The sequence below is a fragment of the Arcticibacterium sp. SM2516 genome (assembly GCF_057914865.1).
Genome location: NZ_CP195290.1, coordinates 4504675 through 4520912 on the forward strand (window position 1 = coordinate 4504675; position 16238 = coordinate 4520912).

General features: G+C 38.7%; 13 protein-coding genes. 5 read left to right on the forward strand and 8 right to left on the reverse strand.

The annotated features are described in order from the left end of the window. Nucleotides 1–67 precede the first annotated feature (67 nt). From ACSBFT_RS18655 to ACSBFT_RS18665, 3 genes are read right to left on the reverse strand one after another with little or no spacing between them, the layout of a single operon-like run. Nucleotides 68–703 (reverse strand): NeuD/PglB/VioB family sugar acetyltransferase, encoded by a 636-nt coding sequence (locus ACSBFT_RS18655; protein ID WP_489601985.1) that lies wholly within the window; start codon nt 701–703, stop codon nt 68–70. A gap of 11 nt (nt 704–714) precedes the next feature. Then, nucleotides 715–1623, reverse strand: coding sequence for a hypothetical protein (locus ACSBFT_RS18660; RefSeq protein ID WP_463046372.1), 909 nt, complete (start codon nt 1621–1623; stop codon nt 715–717). Beyond that, the gene (locus ACSBFT_RS18665; RefSeq protein WP_489601986.1) at nt 1620–2480 is read right to left on the reverse strand and encodes a DUF58 domain-containing protein; all 861 of its coding nucleotides are present in this window, start codon (nt 2478–2480) and stop codon (nt 1620–1622) included. The genes ACSBFT_RS18660 and ACSBFT_RS18665 overlap by 4 nt, the downstream gene beginning before the upstream one ends. A gap of 163 nt (nt 2481–2643) precedes the next feature. On the opposite strand from ACSBFT_RS18665, the gene ACSBFT_RS18670 reads away from it, so the two are divergent. Both ACSBFT_RS18670 and ACSBFT_RS18675 read left to right on the forward strand, forming a co-directional pair. After that, nucleotides 2644–3027 (forward strand): DUF4296 domain-containing protein, encoded by a 384-nt coding sequence (locus tag ACSBFT_RS18670; RefSeq protein ID WP_489601987.1) that lies wholly within the window; start codon nt 2644–2646, stop codon nt 3025–3027. 8 nt (nt 3028–3035) lie between these two features. After that, entirely contained in the window at nt 3036–3770 is a 735-nt protein-coding gene (locus ACSBFT_RS18675; protein WP_463046375.1) for a polyprenol monophosphomannose synthase, read from the forward strand. Between the two features lie 6 nt (nt 3771–3776). Here ACSBFT_RS18675 and ACSBFT_RS18680 read toward each other — a convergent pair whose 3' ends face one another. From ACSBFT_RS18680 to ACSBFT_RS18695, 4 genes are all read right to left on the reverse strand, one after another. Then, complete coding sequence (locus tag ACSBFT_RS18680) at nt 3777–4769, reverse strand: Gfo/Idh/MocA family protein (RefSeq protein ID WP_489601988.1); 993 nt, start codon at nt 4767–4769, stop codon at nt 3777–3779. Nucleotides 4770–4817: 48 nt separating this feature from the next. Continuing rightward, nucleotides 4818–6707, reverse strand: coding sequence for a T9SS type A sorting domain-containing protein (locus ACSBFT_RS18685; protein ID WP_489601989.1), 1890 nt, complete (start codon nt 6705–6707; stop codon nt 4818–4820). A 99-nt stretch (nt 6708–6806) separates the two neighbouring features. After that, nucleotides 6807–9023 (reverse strand): NADP-dependent isocitrate dehydrogenase, encoded by a 2217-nt coding sequence (locus tag ACSBFT_RS18690; RefSeq protein WP_489601990.1) that lies wholly within the window; start codon nt 9021–9023, stop codon nt 6807–6809. A 180-nt stretch (nt 9024–9203) separates the two neighbouring features. Then, a complete protein-coding gene (locus ACSBFT_RS18695) occupies nt 9204–12323 on the reverse strand; it encodes a TonB-dependent receptor (protein ID WP_463046379.1) in 3120 nt (1039 codons plus the stop codon). Nucleotides 12324–12414: 91 nt separating this feature from the next. Between ACSBFT_RS18695 and ACSBFT_RS18700 the strand changes: the two genes are divergently transcribed. Then, nucleotides 12415–13485 carry a DUF3089 domain-containing protein gene (locus ACSBFT_RS18700; protein WP_489601991.1) on the forward strand — a complete coding sequence of 357 codons (1071 nt, stop codon included), beginning with the start codon at nt 12415–12417 and terminating at the stop codon, nt 13483–13485. After that, entirely contained in the window at nt 13475–14542 is a 1068-nt protein-coding gene (locus ACSBFT_RS18705) for a mannose-1-phosphate guanylyltransferase (RefSeq protein ID WP_463046381.1), read from the forward strand. Before ACSBFT_RS18700 ends, ACSBFT_RS18705 begins: the two co-directional genes overlap by 11 nt. Here the strand turns inward: ACSBFT_RS18705 and ACSBFT_RS18710 are convergent. After that, nucleotides 14535–15665, reverse strand: a complete 1131-nt coding sequence (locus ACSBFT_RS18710) for a serine hydrolase (RefSeq protein ID WP_489601992.1) — start codon at nt 15663–15665, stop codon at nt 14535–14537. The genes ACSBFT_RS18705 and ACSBFT_RS18710 overlap by 8 nt on opposite strands. On the opposite strand from ACSBFT_RS18710, the gene ACSBFT_RS18715 reads away from it, so the two are divergent. After that, entirely contained in the window at nt 15664–16167 is a 504-nt protein-coding gene (locus tag ACSBFT_RS18715) for a hypothetical protein (RefSeq protein ID WP_489601993.1), read from the forward strand. The genes ACSBFT_RS18710 and ACSBFT_RS18715 overlap by 2 nt on opposite strands. Nucleotides 16168–16238: the final 71 nt, after the last annotated feature.

The following is a 16238-nucleotide window of genomic DNA, read 5'->3' on the forward strand; positions in this document are numbered from 1 at the left end:
CAATTTTTGTGTCTATAATCTAAAAGAAATCTTTAAATAATTCAATTTTGGTGAAAATTAGTTTAATCTATCCAAGAACCTTAGCGGGGTTGCCAAAAACGGTTGCGTTTTCAGGTACATTTTCAATAACCACCGAGCCCGCACCTACCCTGGCGTTTTTGCCTACGATGACACCGGATACCACAGTTACATTTGAGCCAATAAAAGCACCCTCTTCTATTTTAGCTTCGCTATTTATGACAGATCCACTTCCTATTTCCACATAATTTTCAACAATGGCTTCGGCATCAATGGTAACGGATGACCCTAAAATGTTTAAATTACCTATGGTAGCAAAGGGGCCCACCACAGCGTTTGCAGCTATCAGGTTTCCATGTCCGATGACCGCTTCCTCGGAGATAATACTGCCTTTATGAATGGCATTTATAGGCATGGTCTTGCTCTTTGTGGCAAGCATTTCTGTTAATCGCTTTCTGTCCTTTTGGTTTTTTACCGCTAAAAACGCCTCTGTCTTTTTACCAATTATTTTAATAATATTTTCGTCTTCTGTAGATCCCATCACCATCACATTTCCTACTTCGGTGTTGTGAATTTCGACTTTGTCGTCCAAAATGCCATATATAAGTACATTATTTTCATTGAAAATATCTAAGGCTATTTTACCTAAAGTTCCTGCACCGAAAATAATTACTGGATTTTCCATATTGCTAACTGTTATGATTTTTTAAGCTGGTTTTTATAAATAAGTACCCTTCCTCTGTAGCGGTCTTTGCTGTGTGAGAAAAGGATTTGTAAAGCTACTGGGATTCTTTCGGAGTTTTGCCCGCCAAACAGGCTGGTTTCTATTTCTCTTACGGCTTGACCTACGGTTTCACCAGAGGCCTTTTCTATTTCTACCGAAGAAAGCGTGTCAAAGGGTTTGTCTTCCACCCATGTCATTTGATTTCTCCACAGCGACATCACCTTTTGAAGGTTTTCTGGGCTCTGTTCAGATTTCATTAAGTGTAGAAACTTTTTATTAAAGAGCTTCTGCTTTTCCTTAAATCTGTAAAGTAGCACCTGTTTTTTTATCTTATCTTGAAAAATTAAAGTCAAGAGTCCAAGTGCTAAAAGCGAAGCTAGAATAATGGTATTAGCCACAGAGACATTGACATCTTTCTCTTTTTCTATAAACTTAATACCCGAAACGACTTCCATATTTTGTAAAAGGCTATCTGGAACAAGTTCTGAAAATGATAGGGTGTCCACATTTGACCAGAACACCGTACTATCTGAGCCAGAAATGGTCCAAACGGGTAAGGAAAGGGTTTGGTTTTTCTCTACTTGAAAGGTTCTTAAGGTGTAAACGAGGCTATCTGTGCTAACGGTGTCTTTTGTGTACGTAGGAAAAAAATCGGACTTTATTAACTCAAAAGGCCTAAAGGAGTTGGAGGTATTTGGAAAGAAGACATCTTTGTTTGAGGCATGTTCATATACCAAAGAGATCTTAATGTCTTGCCCCACAGTTGCTCTTTTAGTAAGAAAGCTCAAGCGGGGGTTTTGTGCATAAGAGGCCATTGGAAATAAATACCCAAGGAGAACCAAGATTAATATGGGGCGATATTTTTGAGTCAGTACTATCATTTTCTTATTCTGAAAAGCTCAATAAGACGTGGTACAAAGTCTTCTGTAGAGGAGATGGAAAGATAAAAGGCTTTGTACTGTTTGCAGACTTTTTCAAGACTCTTTTTGTTGTCTTCAAAAGTATCTTTCATCCCTTTTCTAAAGCTCTTAGAGGAGGTATTTATCCATTGAAAGGTATCATTTTCAGCGTCTCTGATTGGAATTAGTCCCAGCTGAGGAAGGTTTACTTCTCTTTGGTCAAATAAATGAAGAACTACTAAATCGTGCTTTTTGGCTAATGCCCTTAGATTATCCTGATAATTTTCATCTTGGAAATCAGAAATCATGATGATCACACTTTTCTTTCTAAGAATATTTAGGGTGAAGCCTATTGCTTCGGCAATATTCGTTTTGTTTGAAACAGGAATGTTTTGAAATAGCTTTAAAATAAACTTGTAGGCATATTTCATTCCAGTGTTGGGCTTCAGGTAAAGCTCCTTTTGATCAGAAAAGGCATACAAGCCCACTTGACTGGATTCTTTAATGGCAGAAAGAGCCAAAACGCCACAAATTTCTTTTGCTCGGTCTATTTTTGCTCGACCCATTTCTCCTATCTTTTGCGAAGCACTCACATCTAAAAGAAAGAAAACGGTCTGCTCTTTTTCTTCTTTAAAGATTTTGACATAGGCTCCGTGACCTTTTGCGGTGGTTATCCAATCTATGGTCCTTACATCATCCCCGTATTGGTAGGTTCTTAAATCAGCAAATTCCAGTCCAGTACCTTTGAATATAGAGCTGAAGTTGCCGTGCATCTGAGAGTTGACGGCTTTTCTAATTCTAATTTCAAATTTATCCAGTCTGGAAAATATTTTTTTCACAATGCGTTAAGCTTTTTTATAAACTGCGGTACAATGAAGAACGTGGGCAATGATTACTTTTGTTTGGCAAAGTTAGTTTGTTTCTCTGATAATAATTTCCAGAGCCTATTTTAGGTTCAGCTTATCAGTCGAAAGTTTTTTTGAACCTGATTATTAAAATATTATGGTTTCGACGTTTTTGAAAATATTTTCTGTTTTTGTTATGGCATCATTTTTAGGTGCATGTGGTAATAGTGATGCTCCTCATAACCTTATCTCTGAAGATGTGATGGTGGAGTTGGTGAGTGAAAGTCATCTGATAGAGTCTCGGGTGGGCAGATTGAACTTAAACAGTTATGATTCTGCAACGGTGGCTTTTGAGTATCTCCAAAAAGAACTTTGGGAAAAATATGGGGTGGACAGCACACAGTATAATGACAGTTACGAGTATTATGCCAAATACCCCAAGTTGTTTACAGAAATATATGACAAGGTAGAGGCGAAGTTGGAAAAGGAGGAAGCAGATGCAAAGGAAATAGAAATGGCAGAACCAATAACTAGAGAATAAAGAAGGAAATGGCGGAAGAGAACCTGGTAATTATACCCACCTATAACGAGAAAGAGAATATTGAAGCTATCATTAGAAAGGTGATGAGTCTTCCTGTTGTTTTTCATGTTCTTATAGTAGATGACGGCTCTCCAGATGGAACGGCTCATATTGTAAAAGCATTGCAGGGCGAATTTGAAGGACGGTTACATATAGAAGAAAGACTTGGAAAGCTGGGGTTGGGAACCGCCTACATTCATGGTTTTAGATGGGCTTTAAAAAGAGCTTATCAGTTTGTTTTTGAAATGGATGCAGATTTTTCTCATAACCCAGACGATTTGGTAAGGCTCTATGATTCTTGCAAGAATGGAGGAAATGACATGTCGATAGGTTCCAGATATATCTCAGGGGTTAATGTCGTGAACTGGCCCATTGGTAGGGTATTGATGTCTTATTTTGCAGGTGTTTATGTTAGAATGCTTACTCGTATGCCTTTTATGGATCCAACAGGAGGCTTTGTTTGTTACTCCAGAAAAGTCTTAGAAACCATTCCGTTAGATAAGATCACTTTTGTAGGATATGCTTTTCAGATAGAAATGAAATTCAATGCCTACCTCTACAAGTTCAAAGTAGAAGAGGTGCCAATTATTTTTACAGACCGCACAAAAGGGGTATCAAAGATGTCTTCTGGCATCTTTAAAGAAGCGGTATTTGGTGTCGTGATTATGAAAATATGGAGTTGGTTTAAGAAGTTTGAAAGATAGTTCTCTTTAAAGAGAACCATCTGTTTTATATCTTATCCCAGCGTTCATTCTGGTTTCATCTAGGAGTTGTATCAGTTTAAGGCTCTGCGATAGCGGCCATAAATCAGACTCCTTTTTGCCATTCCTTAGGCACTCGTTCACTTCCTCTATTTCGTAATTATATCCCCAAGTCTCTCTTGGAAACTTAAATGTTTGTGCTTCTCCATCCTCTGGAGTAAAGACAATTTCTTTGCTTTGATGAAACATGCTCTTTATGACTATTTTTCCTTTGGTGCCATAAATAAAGGCTTCGGTATTGGTTTGGGCTCCAAAAGTGCAGCTCAGGTTGGCCATAGCTTTATTTTCGTATTGGTAGATAAACGCTGTGGTTTCATCAACACCCGTAGGTCCCATAGTGCTGGCGGCTAGAATAGATGAGGGATAATCTAATAAAAGTAAGGAGAGGAATGCGGGATATATCCCAATATCCAGGAATGCACCACCACCGAAGTCGGCATTTAAAACCCTTCTTTCTGGTTTAAATGGCGGGATAAAGCCAAAGTCTGCTTGTAAACTTTTAATATCACCTATGCCTCCAGAAGCTATTATTTCTAAAACCTTTTTGATGCTAGGAAGGAATCTTGTCCAAAGAGCCTCCATCAAAAAAGTATCTTTAGACCTCGCAAGATCTATCATTTCTTTCACCTCTAACTCATTCATCGCAAATGGCTTTTCACAAAGAACAGCTATGCCTTTGTTTAAGCATAATTTAGTAGATACGGCATGGCTAGTATGCGGAGTGGCTATGTATATGGCGTCTAAATCCGAAACACTGAAGATTTCGTCATAAGCACTAAAGGCGTGAGGTGCCCCATATCTATCTGCAAAATCTTTTGCTCGTTCTTCGGACCGAGAAGCCACGGCTACCAGTTTTGCGTTTTTAACAGTGGCTAAATCTGTTGCGAATTTTTCGGCTATTCGCCCTATTCCAATAATACCCCAATGGATGGTTTTGCTCATAATTTTTACTTTGAGCTTCTAATTTATAAGAAAAGGGTCAATTAATTATCAGTTTTTAATAATGCGTTTAGATTGAGTTTGCTCTTTTGAAACCATTTTCAGGATATAAGATCCTGATTTTAACTGTTTCATATTGAAAACCCACCCCGAGTTTTCTGAATAAGTAGGTGCTAAATTAATTTTCACCCCTCTTATGTCAAATAGGGAAACCTGTGCGAGTGGGTCAAATACCGAAACAAAAAGTCTATCGTTCGTTGGGTTTGGATATACAGAAAGTTCTAAGCTTTTGAGCTCAGGAGTGACTGCCAGAGGAGAAAAGTCAATGAGCAGACTAGGCCCTGAATAGGCTTTTCCATCGGTGCCAGTATATTTTAGTCTGTAATAATTAGTGCCATAGCGTAGCTGAGGGTCTACGTAGGTATAAGACTTTTTGGAAGTACTGTTTCCTGAAATGCTAAAAGTTTTAAGACTTACAAAATTTACATTATCTGCACTTTTTTCTAGTATGATTGATTTAGCCCCGTTTTCATAATTGGTTTTCCAGCTTATATCTCCTTCGTTTGCGTTATTTTTAAAACCTCTAAAGTCGGTTATGTCAATAGGAGTGGGGTTGCCAAGCTTTAAAAGCCAAAAGTCATTTTCACCATTGTTTTTATTTAAGTCGGTAGAGGAAGATCTGCTAACCCCTGCAATGGCCCAGGTCGTATCTGTTAAAATGATACCTCCGCGACCTACATCTAAATCTTCTCCGCCGTATTGGCCAGCATTTTCAATGACACCAGTACTGGTGATGGTTAGCGTTAAAACATCAGTTAAGGGGCCCTTAGAAGTTACGCCAGTGAGTCTAGAGTCACTGGTTCCAAATGCCAAATACCTGGAACTTCCGTTATAAACGATATTATAAAGGTTGTCGTTACTATCTCCACCATAAGGTTTTTTCCATTTTATGTTGCCACTGGTATCAATTTCAAGGATATAAGCATCTTTACCTCCTGCGGTCGTTGATATGTTTCCTTGAGCTGAACTCGTTTCTCCTACTAAAATGAAACCATTTTTTTGATGATTTTCAATAATGCCATGTAAGGCGTCTATGTTATTTCCGCCGTAGGCTTTTTGCCATATCATGATTCCGTTGTTGTCTACCCTCATTGCTAAAAAATCTAAGTTCCCGTTTCCGGCTCCAGGAATTTGTGCGGCGGAAGAAGTGGTACTTCCAACCATAATAATGTCTCCATTTGAGGCAATTTCTAGATTCGACATTTGTTCATCGAAGTCGCTACCGAAATATTTCTGCCAAAGCGTATCACCTGTGGGTGTCAATTTTGTAAGATAAAACTGTTTTGCTTTATAAGGAGATGAACCTATTTCATGTGTGCCTCCAATAAAAATAAAGCCGTCGTTAGATACTTTTACGGTTGGTTTAGAAAATGAGTCGGCGTAATGATAAGTGTCTTGAGTAAATCTGCGTCCACCGGGGATAATTCTTTTAGAAACCACAGTGCCATCCTCTTTGATTCTAATCATAAGGATACCGCCGTTTGTGCCATTATAGTTGGCATCTCCATCTGTAGAGTTTGTGGAGCCCACAATAATATATTCGCCGTTTGAAGCTTTGGCGATACTGGTGGCCTCGTCATTTTCAGAACCTCCAAAGGTTTTGGACCACATCACTTTTCCATCTTTATTGATTTTTATAACCCAAAAATCACTACCGCCATTTCCTCTGAAAGCCTGGGATTCCCCGACATCGAAACTGTTTTTAGAGTTGGTTGAGCCCACCATGATAATGCCATTGTCGGCAGTTTTGATGAGATCATATGCACCATCATCTTCATCACCACCAAAGGAATATTGCCCCGCTATACTATAGGTTTGGGAAAGTGCTTTAGTGCTTATGGATATAGACAATAAAGCGAAAAGAAGCTTATATAAATTCATAGGAAAGGTCATATATCTTGAGGTATACAAAATCCATGCCTACAAAAAAAGCCCTGATTGACGAGCAATCAGGGCTTGGTTTTAAGCTGAAAATATAGCTTAAAGAGCAGCTATAATACCATTTAAGGTCGCAGATGGTCTCATAGCAGCAGACGTTTTTTCGTCAGATGGTTGGAAGTATCCACCCATATCTACAGGCTTGCCTTGTACCTTATTAAGTTCATTAACTATCTGGTCTTCATTCTTAGTAAGCTTGGCAGAAATGTCGGTAAACAACGCTTGAAGATCTTTGTCTTCCGTTTGCTTTGCCAATTCTTGAGCCCAGTACATGGCTACGTAGAAGTGGCTTCCTCTGTTATCCAATTCATTCACTTTTCTAGAAGGAGATTTTCTGTTTAAAAGAAGCGTCTCTGTAGCCGCATCTAAGGTTTCGCCTAAGATTCTAGCTTTTGCGTTATGATCTTTTTCTCCTAGGTGTTCTAAAGAAACACCAATGGCTAAAAACTCTCCAAGAGAGTCCCAACGTAAGTGATTTTCACTTGTAAATTGTTCTACATGCTTAGGGGCAGAACCTCCAGCACCAGTTTCAAAAAGACCGCCACCGTTCATTAAAGGAACAATAGAAAGCATTTTGGCAGAAGTACCTACTTCTAAAATTGGGAATAAATCGGTTAAATAATCTCTTAAAACATTACCGGTTACAGAAATGGTATCTTCCCCTTTTTTTAATCTTTCAAGAGAAAAACGAGTCGCATCTTTAGGAGACATTATAGATATCTCTAAACCTTTGGTGTCGTAGTCTAGTAAGTATTTGTTTACTTTTTCAATTATCTGAGCATCGTGTGCTCTATTTTTATCTAGCCAGAAAACGGTTGGAGTTCCAGTAGCCTTAGCTCTATTAACGGCTAGTTTAACCCAGTCTTGAATTGGAGCGTCTTTTGCTTGACAAGCTCTCCAAATATCTCCCGCTTCTACATTATGTTGTATTAAAACAGTTCCGTTAGCATCTACCACGCGAACAATTCCGTCGCTAGCTATTTGAAAAGTTTTGTCGTGAGAGCCGTACTCTTCTGCTTTTTGAGCCATAAGACCTACGTTAGAAACACTTCCCATTGTGGTTGGGTCAAAAGCACCGTGCTCTTTACAGAAGTTGATGGTTTCTTCGTAAACAGAGGCGTAGCTGCTATCCGGAATTACGGCTTTAGTGTCTTGTTGCTGCCCAGCGGCATTCCACATCTGGCCAGAAGTTCTGATCATGGCAGGCATAGAGGCATCGATAATGACATCACTAGGCACATTAAGGTTAGTAATTCCTTTGTCAGAATTTACCATGGCTAAGGCTGGCCCGTTCTCGTAGCAAGCTTGAATATCTGCTTTTATGGCTGCTTTTTCGTTTTCTGGTAGCGTTTCTATTTTATTAAGAAGATCTCCGAAACCATTATTAACATCTATACCTAATTTAGAAATGGTGCTTGCATACTTTTCAAAAACTGGTTTGAAGAATACTTTAACCGCAAAACCAAAGATGATAGGGTCAGAAACCTTCATCATAGTGGCTTTCATATGAAGGGAAAAAAGAACGTTTTTGCTTTTTGCATCGGCAATTTGCTCTTCTAAGAAAGTGATAAGAGCTTTTTTGCTCAAGACTGTACCATCAATAATCTCACCTTCTAATAATGCAAACTTGTCTTTTAGGACCGTCACGGTTCCGTCAGTAGCTACGTGCTCTATTTTTATATCCGTAGCGGCAGAAGCGGTTACTGACTTTTCATTAGAACAGAAATCGCCAGAACTCATCGTAGATACGTGCGTAGCAGAGTCTTTAGACCATGCTCCCATGCTATGAGGATTATTTTTAGCGTAGTTTTTTACAGCTTTAGGTGCTCTACGGTCAGAGTTTCCTTCACGTAAAACAGGGTTTACTGCACTGCCTTTAATCTTATTGTATTTGGCTAGTGTTGCCTTTTCTTTATCTGTCTGAGGATCTTCTGGATAATCAGGGATAGCAAATCCGTGAGATTGTAATTCTTTAATGGCTGCTTCTAACTGAGGTACAGAAGCAGAGATGTTTGGAAGTTTTATAATATTGGCTTCTGGAGATTTTGCTAATTCGCCCAATTCAGCCAAATCATCACTTTGCTTTTGGTCATCAGATAGGTATTCAGGAAAAACAGAAAGAATTCTAGCTGCTAAAGAAATATCTCTGGTTTCTACATCCACTCCAGCCTTTGAAGTAAAAGCTTTGATGATAGGAAGTAGAGAATAAGTAGCTAATGCCGGAGCTTCGTCCGTAATGGTATAAATTATTTTTGACATGAATTGTTAGTTTTAAAATCTGTTATGGGTTCTGGCCATATAAAATAATAGAATCTATTTCTTTTTTCAAAGAGCTGCAAAGGTAAGAAATTTTGGTTCAATCTAGATCCAAAAAGAGTTCTTGGAAACCAAGAACTCTTTATTTATTACCATCTGAAAAAATTGTCAATTAGTATCTTATCAATTCAGTAATTCATCAAAGGTTATAGACACATAATACATAGAACCTACTGATGGACTTCCGAAGGCTTGGATGTATGGCTTACCACCAATGTTAGAACCACCTAGTTTAACAATAGACTTAATAGAAGAAAGCTTGTAGCTCACTTGTGCATCTATGTTGTTCACCTTAGGAACAGTAGTGTTTTGGTATGGACTTAAGTTGGCATTGGTAGGAACCACAAAACTAGATTGCCACAAGAATGCGTCTTGATGTCTGAAATTCACATTAAATCCAAAATCGTTTCCTGGAGCAATTCTTCTTCCGAAGCTTAAATTATAACGATATTCTGGTGTGTTAAAACCAGCGTATTGTAATTCAGGAGACGGCGTAAATCCTTTTAATTGGTTAAAGGCAATATTACCGCCAACAGTAAATCTGTTTGGCAACGAATAGTCTAATTGAGCAGCCCAACCTTGCACCGTGATGTCTTGGTTGGTATTTGCGGGTCTAGAATACCCTAATCTTGTACTAGCACTGGCAACGCCAGATTCAATTGGAAGACCTGGGCCTGCAGCAGCAGTAGGAACAACTACAGATACACCACCAATGAAGTTAGTATACTTACTGAAGTAGTAGTAAGTGTCTAGAATTAATTTTTTGCCAATAACTCCTTTATATCCAACTTCGTATGAAAGTATTTTTTCTGGTTGTAGTTTTTTTGGCTGGTATTTTGGAAGGGCTGCAGTGGCATAGGCTGGAGCAACTTGTGCTACCACTGCTGGGGCTCTTTCTCCCACTGCGGAGGCCACTTGACTTGCTATCGTTGCTTGAATTTGCGGACTTGACATTTGGGCTGTTACTCCTGCGGTTATGGCAGCTTGAGCATCTTCTGGTTTTATCTGACCAGCCTGTACGGCCTGCTGAACTTGGGCGGTAACACCTGCTGTCACTTGCTGTTGAACTCCTTGAATAACTAATGGCGTAATAATAGGAGTAAGAGCAGCAATGGCATAATTAGTAGCGTTTTGAATAATAGAACCTTGTTCTGCTGGCGAGAAGTAAGCAAGTCCTTTAGACGCAAATTCATTTAGTGTTACTAAAGAAATTCCGTTAGTAAGATTGTATCTACCTTCAAATTCTGGTAAACCACCAATAAGTGTTCCTGCTGGAGTTCTTAAATCAATGTACTGATTCTGTGTAGTTGGGATTCTAAATCCTTGCTGTACAGAAAGACGAATGTTTGAGTTTCCAAATGAAGTTACAGCAGAAGCTCTCGGGCTAAATTGACCTTCAAAATTCTCGTTTTTGTCATAACGCATGGAAGCAGTCAATTTTAAATGACCATCAAATACTTCTTTGGCCGCTTGAGCAAAACCACCCCACTCGTTAATCGGAATCGAACCAGTTCTGCCGTCTTTAGTATCTGCAAACAGCGTTCCGTTTGAACGAAGTTGGTATTGACGAACATTGGCACCCACTAAAAGATCCATAAATGTAATCTGGTTCTTGAAGTTAAAAACGCCTTCTCCATGGTACATGTTGGTTTTCTCTAAAAAGGCTCCACCGCCGTTAACAATGTCTTTATCTCTATTGGCATCAAGTAATGTTGAAAATTCTGCAGTACCAGGTGTAGGCAGATTTCTATCCGCATAAGATCTTGCGGTTGCATGTGCAGTTGCATCAGGTGCTCCAGCAAGTTTACCGCCTAAAAACCCTTGAAGGTATTCTCCAAACCAGTTGGCATGTGGGCTTACGCTATTAAGCATGGCTACAGCGGCAAGACCTGCAGTATAAGATTGACCAGAACGCTCTTGCGTAGTATATCCTCTCAAGCTAAAATTGTCTCCTCTTAGTTCTAATTTATACTGAGCCAAATTGAAGTTTCTTAAAGAGTATCTACCAGTTCCTGTATAAACAGTTGTACCATATCCGTAATTGAACTGGCCAATAGCTTCCATTCTATCATTAAGTCTGTAGTGTAAAGCGACGTTGGTTTTAAAACTTTTTGTGTTATAGTCCACTAAGTCTCTCTCAATAAACCCTGTTCTACTAACATTGGAATTTGGCACTAAACCAGCATCTAACGCTCCTTTTAGCTGACCTTTTAAAGCATCTGGAACGGCAGGGCTAGCCAAAAGACCATTGGCCACTGTGGTTAAGTTAGCCTGTACTTCGTCTCCGTAGATGTTTGTGCCATCTGTTTCGTATGGATTGCCAGAGGCTGCATTTAGGTTGGTGTAATCCGTGGCCTGCCAGTCGTCTGCCGCCAAGTAAGATAAGTTGACTTTAAAGGCGAATTTGTTATTAAATGCCTTTGCATACCTAATGGTAGCATCATAAAAAGGCGTTGTAACCTTGTCTCTATTATCTGCTACCATAACCCCTGTTTTTACATTGGCACTAAGACCTTGATACAAAAACGGACTTTTTGAATTCATTAAAATAAGGCCGTTTATGGCGTTTGGGCCATAAAGAGCAGAAGCTGCTCCTGGTAGCACCTCAACACTTTCTAGGTCTAGCTCTGGAATTCCCACGATGTTATCCATAGGGAAATTAAGACCTGGAGCGGAGTTGTCCATTCCGTCAATCATCTGAACGGTTCTTGGGTTTCCAGTAGCACCAAAGCCTCTCATGTTTAAGGAGCGGAAAAGAAGACCTTGGGTGGTCACATCAATTCCTTTCATGTTGGCTAGGCCTTCGTAAAAGCTAGCAGATGCGTTTTGTTGAATGGCTCTGATGTCCATTTTTTCTACCGTTACCGGAGATTTCATCACACTTTCTTCAACCCTTGAGGCGGCCACCACAATTTCTTGTCCTAAAATAGCCTGCTCGTCTAAAGAAATTTGAAGGTTTGTGTTGTTGCTGGTTATGTCAATTTCTTGACCTTGGTAACCAATATAAGTTATGGAAATCTGAAAAGGTGTAGGTGTTGAGGTGTTCAGCTCGAACTCCCCCTTGACATCCGTTACTGTTCCTATAATTTTGCCCTTTACTTGGATACTTACACCGATTAAAGGTTCTTTTGTGTCAGAATCTGAAATGGTTCCAGTTATCTTCGTTTGAGCATTAGAAATAAAGACTGCCAGAAATAGTAAAAGGGTTACTGGCAAAAACTTTCTTATGTTTAGTTTATACATCGTTTTGGTTTGTTAATTATTGATAAAGTTTCTTGCGGTTATAATTATGTGCAAATCAAATGTTATTATTATTCAATTCAAACTATAAATTATGATAAATATTCATTTGCGACAACTTTCTGTCTTATTATTTCTTTTTTCAGTTCTATTTACAAAAAGTACCGCTGCCCAGAAATTTTTTAGTCTTGAAATTGGCTTCGATCAGTCACCAATTCCACCTGAACCAGACTATTCCTTAGATGCTCATTGGTCCGCATTGCCGACTTTAAAAGACATGGCAGATAAGGTTCCAAAACGGTCTGGTTTAAAGGATGGTCAAGCAGATGCCAAGGCGGATGTTTTTTTTATTTATCCTACCATTTATACCTATGAGCCATCAAATGAATATAAATGGAATGCCTCTGTAGAAGATGAAGAATTGAATTTAAAAATTGATCAATTGCCAGTTTTGAATCAGTGTACGGCATTCAATGGCTCTTGTAAAATTTATGTTCCTCGTTATAGGCAAGCACATTATTCGGCTTTTACGTCATCCGATGAATTTTCCACGGAAAAGGCTCTTGATTTGGCTTATGAAGATGTAAAAAGAGCCTTTGAATATTATTTAGAGCATTATAATAAAGACAGACCAATAGTAATCGCATCTCATTCTCAGGGTACAATTCATGCCGTTAGGCTTTTAAAAGACTATTTTGATGGGAAACCGCTTCAAGAAAAATTGGTAGAGGCCTATTTAATAGGTATGCCATTGAAGCCAGATGTGTTTGAGGGGATTGAAGCCAGTTCTAGTGCAGCGTCTTTTGGAGGTTTTGTGACATGGAACACTTTTTCTACCGGTTATTATCCTTCTTATTATGAGGATGGTTTGAATAAAGCCATATGTACCAATCCGCTCACATGGAAAACAGACGACTCTTATGCCGACTATAAATTGAATAGTGGAGGTGTGGGTTTGAAATTTAAATTTGTAAAAAGCCCAGTGGATGCTCAGGTTAATGACGGACTGCTTTGGATCGGGAAGCCGAATATTTTAGGAAGTGGCTTGATCAAGTCCAAAATATGGCATAGGGCGGATATAAATTTATATTGGATGAATATCCGAGAAAATGTAGATTTGCGTATAGCTAGTTACATACATAAAAACAGAACGAATGAAAGATAATTATTTGGTTATAATGGCAGGCGGGGTTGGAACAAGATTTTGGCCTTTCAGCCGCCAGACTTTCCCTAAACAATTTCATGATGTTCTCGGAACAGGACGCACACTTATACAACAGACAGCGGACAGATTTGAAGGCGTTTGTCCAAAAGAACACATATACGTCGTTACGGGGCATGAGTACAAAGAATTAACTTTAGAGCAGTTGCCATTTTTGTCGGAAGACCAAATATTATGCGAGCCTGGCAGAAGGAATACAGCACCATGTATAGGATATGCCTGTTATAAGATTCAAAAGATGAATCCTCACGCCAACATCGTAGTGGCACCTGCCGACCATATTATTCTAAAAGAAGAAGAGTTTAAGAAGAAAATAAACGTAGCCATAGATTACGCTAAAAATAACGATGCTCTGGTAACGCTAGGCATAAAACCGACGCATCCGAATACAGGTTACGGTTACATACAATTTAATGATGCAGAGGAAGAGGTAAAAAAAGTCAAGGCCTTTACGGAAAAGCCAAATTTAGAATTGGCAACCATGTTTATTGAAAGCGGTGATTATACTTGGAATGCAGGGATTTTTGTATGGTCTGCGGCCTCTATAACCTTGGCTTTTGCTAAGTATTTGCCAGAAATGGCGGACGCCTTTAATGCGGCCCAAAAGGATTTTTACACCACCAAGGAGAAAACATCTTTAGAGGGAGCCTATTCTAGATGTAGAAGTATTTCCATAGATAACGCCATTATGGAAAAAGCCGACAACGTCTTCGTGGTTAAAAGTGACATTGGCTGGTCAGATCTAGGGACGTGGCGTTCGGTTTACGATAACTCTAACTTAGATGAAGAGTCCAATTCTATTGACGGAAACGTCCTTATATATGATACGGAAGGGTGTGTTGTTAAAACGCCAAAAAATAAATTAGTGGTGATAAATGGACTGAAAGGGTTTATCGTTTCCGAGTTTGACAATGTTTTGATGATTTGCAAATTGGAAGACGAGCAAAAAGTGAAGCAGTTTGTGTCGGATGCTAAAAACGTGGGAGAGGAGTTTATTTAGGAGTATATTCTAATAAATATCTTCCCAGCTCTCCAAGGAAAGGAAGCCCTAAACTGTCGTACTCATAAGTGTCGTCGTTTAGGGTTTCGTTTTTATTGACATATATCACTGCAGATAGTATCATGGCTTTGCCTGAATTTTTATCCTCTATAAGTGCGTTATCCATCAAAAAACCATATGCCCCACCTATTTTATTATAGATTTTAATATTATCTGGAATCCTTCCATTCTGGTCTCCAAAAACAAAAAACTTACCGAAGTTATCTGGAAAGTTGGTTTCGTTATAACCAGCATTTCGTGGCATTCTGCTCATATAGTCTTTCACGAAGCTAAGTTGGGGTTCTGTGAGATCAAAGTGGGCTTTTGCTTCAATAGATTCCGGGAAAAATATGGAGAGGAGCATTCGGTGCTGGTCCAGTAAGTCAAACTGATTTTTAGCAGCAAAGTCCATGGGTTCATGAATGGTTTCGTCCCCTTTGATGTACATTTTTCCAAGAGGTATTTTTTTGGAGCTCTGATAGGAATGAGTGGATATTTTAGGTTCTTGATAATAATGCTGACCTAAGCCTACTTTAGGGGTAGCTTGGTTTTCTTCTTGACTTAGACTGACCGAAAGTCTGTGATTAATTCGGGTATTTAAGTAGCCCTTTTTAGCCAATTTGTCATTGAAATCATTCGTTCCTAAAAAATCATAAAGTCTATTGAAGGCATCGTTGTCACTTACCAAGAGTATTTTTTTGATGTAAGTAGATATACTTTCCTTGGCTGAAGTTTCTACAGAAGGGTAATTCTCAATGTTTGAGAAACTGGTGTAAGTTGCTTTCCTGTCAATTTTTAATTCATTTAATTTTTCGAGACTTAGCAGTACGGCAGGCAGTTTCACGGTACTTGCAGGGTAGAAGTAATGATGGGGCGAATAATGGAAGTATTTTGTTTTACCTATCTTATTTCCATTTATGGGAGTGTATATTATCTGTATCCTGTAATTTTGAGCATCCTTTAATAAAGGCCTTAGTTTATCATTCTTAAAAAGGGCTCTCTTAAAGGAAGCGTGGGTCTTTTGACCTTTTAAAGAAAAAGAGCAGATTAAAAGAAATAGAATCGTTACAGATTTAATATTCATGGTACATCAATTAGTCAAATTCCTCCTGGTTTTTTCTGCATGGTCACTGGTTTCTTGCAATGGAAATATTGAGCGTCTAGATACCTCTAGCTTAAAAGAGGAAATGGAAAACAGAAAAATAAAGAAAATTTCTGAGTCGGATATTACTTTGTCGGTTAATAAGAAAGGTTCTGAAATAGAAAAGATGCTATCGATAAAAGATTGCAAGAGGATGACCGAGGGATTGGATTCTTTAAAGGCCATAACAAGCTTTAGCTTGGAGTCTTTAGATATGATGACCTATAGCTCTGACATAGAAAAAGAAAAGGAAATTTTGGAGGCTCTCAATTATGCTATGGAGAACGGGGGTACTTTTCCTTCCACCTATCAAAAACTCTCGGATACACTATATGCGTTTTATTTTCCTTTAAACAGTGCTAATTGCCAACTCTCTTCTGAAAAGGAGAATGGGAGTTTAGGTAAAGTAAGTTTCAAAAAAGGCGATATTATTAGAGCTTTTTAAACTCATTTTTGGTCATCTAAAAGTTGTCGACAACGAAATATGGCATATTTATTGATTTTTTTTGATAAAAG

Excerpts from the sequence above, each read along its gene's own strand:
- ACSBFT_RS18655 (WP_489601985.1), bottom strand. The coding sequence starts at position 703 with ATGGAAAATCCAGTAATTATTTTCGGTGCAGGAACTTTAGGTAAAATA.
- ACSBFT_RS18680 (WP_489601988.1), bottom strand. The coding sequence starts at position 4,769 with ATGAGCAAAACCATCCATTGGGGTATTATTGGAATAGGGCGAATAGCC.
- ACSBFT_RS18690 (WP_489601990.1), bottom strand. The coding sequence starts at position 9,023 with ATGTCAAAAATAATTTATACCATTACGGACGAAGCTCCGGCATTAGCT.
- ACSBFT_RS18700 (WP_489601991.1), top strand. The coding sequence starts at position 12,415 with ATGATAAATATTCATTTGCGACAACTTTCTGTCTTATTATTTCTTTTT.
- ACSBFT_RS18695 (WP_463046379.1), bottom strand. The coding sequence starts at position 12,323 with ATGTATAAACTAAACATAAGAAAGTTTTTGCCAGTAACCCTTTTACTA.
- ACSBFT_RS18715 (WP_489601993.1), top strand. The coding sequence starts at position 15,664 with ATGGTACATCAATTAGTCAAATTCCTCCTGGTTTTTTCTGCATGGTCA.
- ACSBFT_RS18685 (WP_489601989.1), bottom strand. The coding sequence starts at position 6,707 with ATGAATTTATATAAGCTTCTTTTCGCTTTATTGTCTATATCCATAAGC.
- ACSBFT_RS18670 (WP_489601987.1), top strand. The coding sequence starts at position 2,644 with ATGGTTTCGACGTTTTTGAAAATATTTTCTGTTTTTGTTATGGCATCA.
- ACSBFT_RS18705 (WP_463046381.1), top strand. The coding sequence starts at position 13,475 with ATGAAAGATAATTATTTGGTTATAATGGCAGGCGGGGTTGGAACAAGA.
- ACSBFT_RS18675 (WP_463046375.1), top strand. The coding sequence starts at position 3,036 with ATGGCGGAAGAGAACCTGGTAATTATACCCACCTATAACGAGAAAGAG.
- ACSBFT_RS18710 (WP_489601992.1), bottom strand. The coding sequence starts at position 15,665 with ATGAATATTAAATCTGTAACGATTCTATTTCTTTTAATCTGCTCTTTT.
- ACSBFT_RS18660 (WP_463046372.1), bottom strand. The coding sequence starts at position 1,623 with ATGATAGTACTGACTCAAAAATATCGCCCCATATTAATCTTGGTTCTC.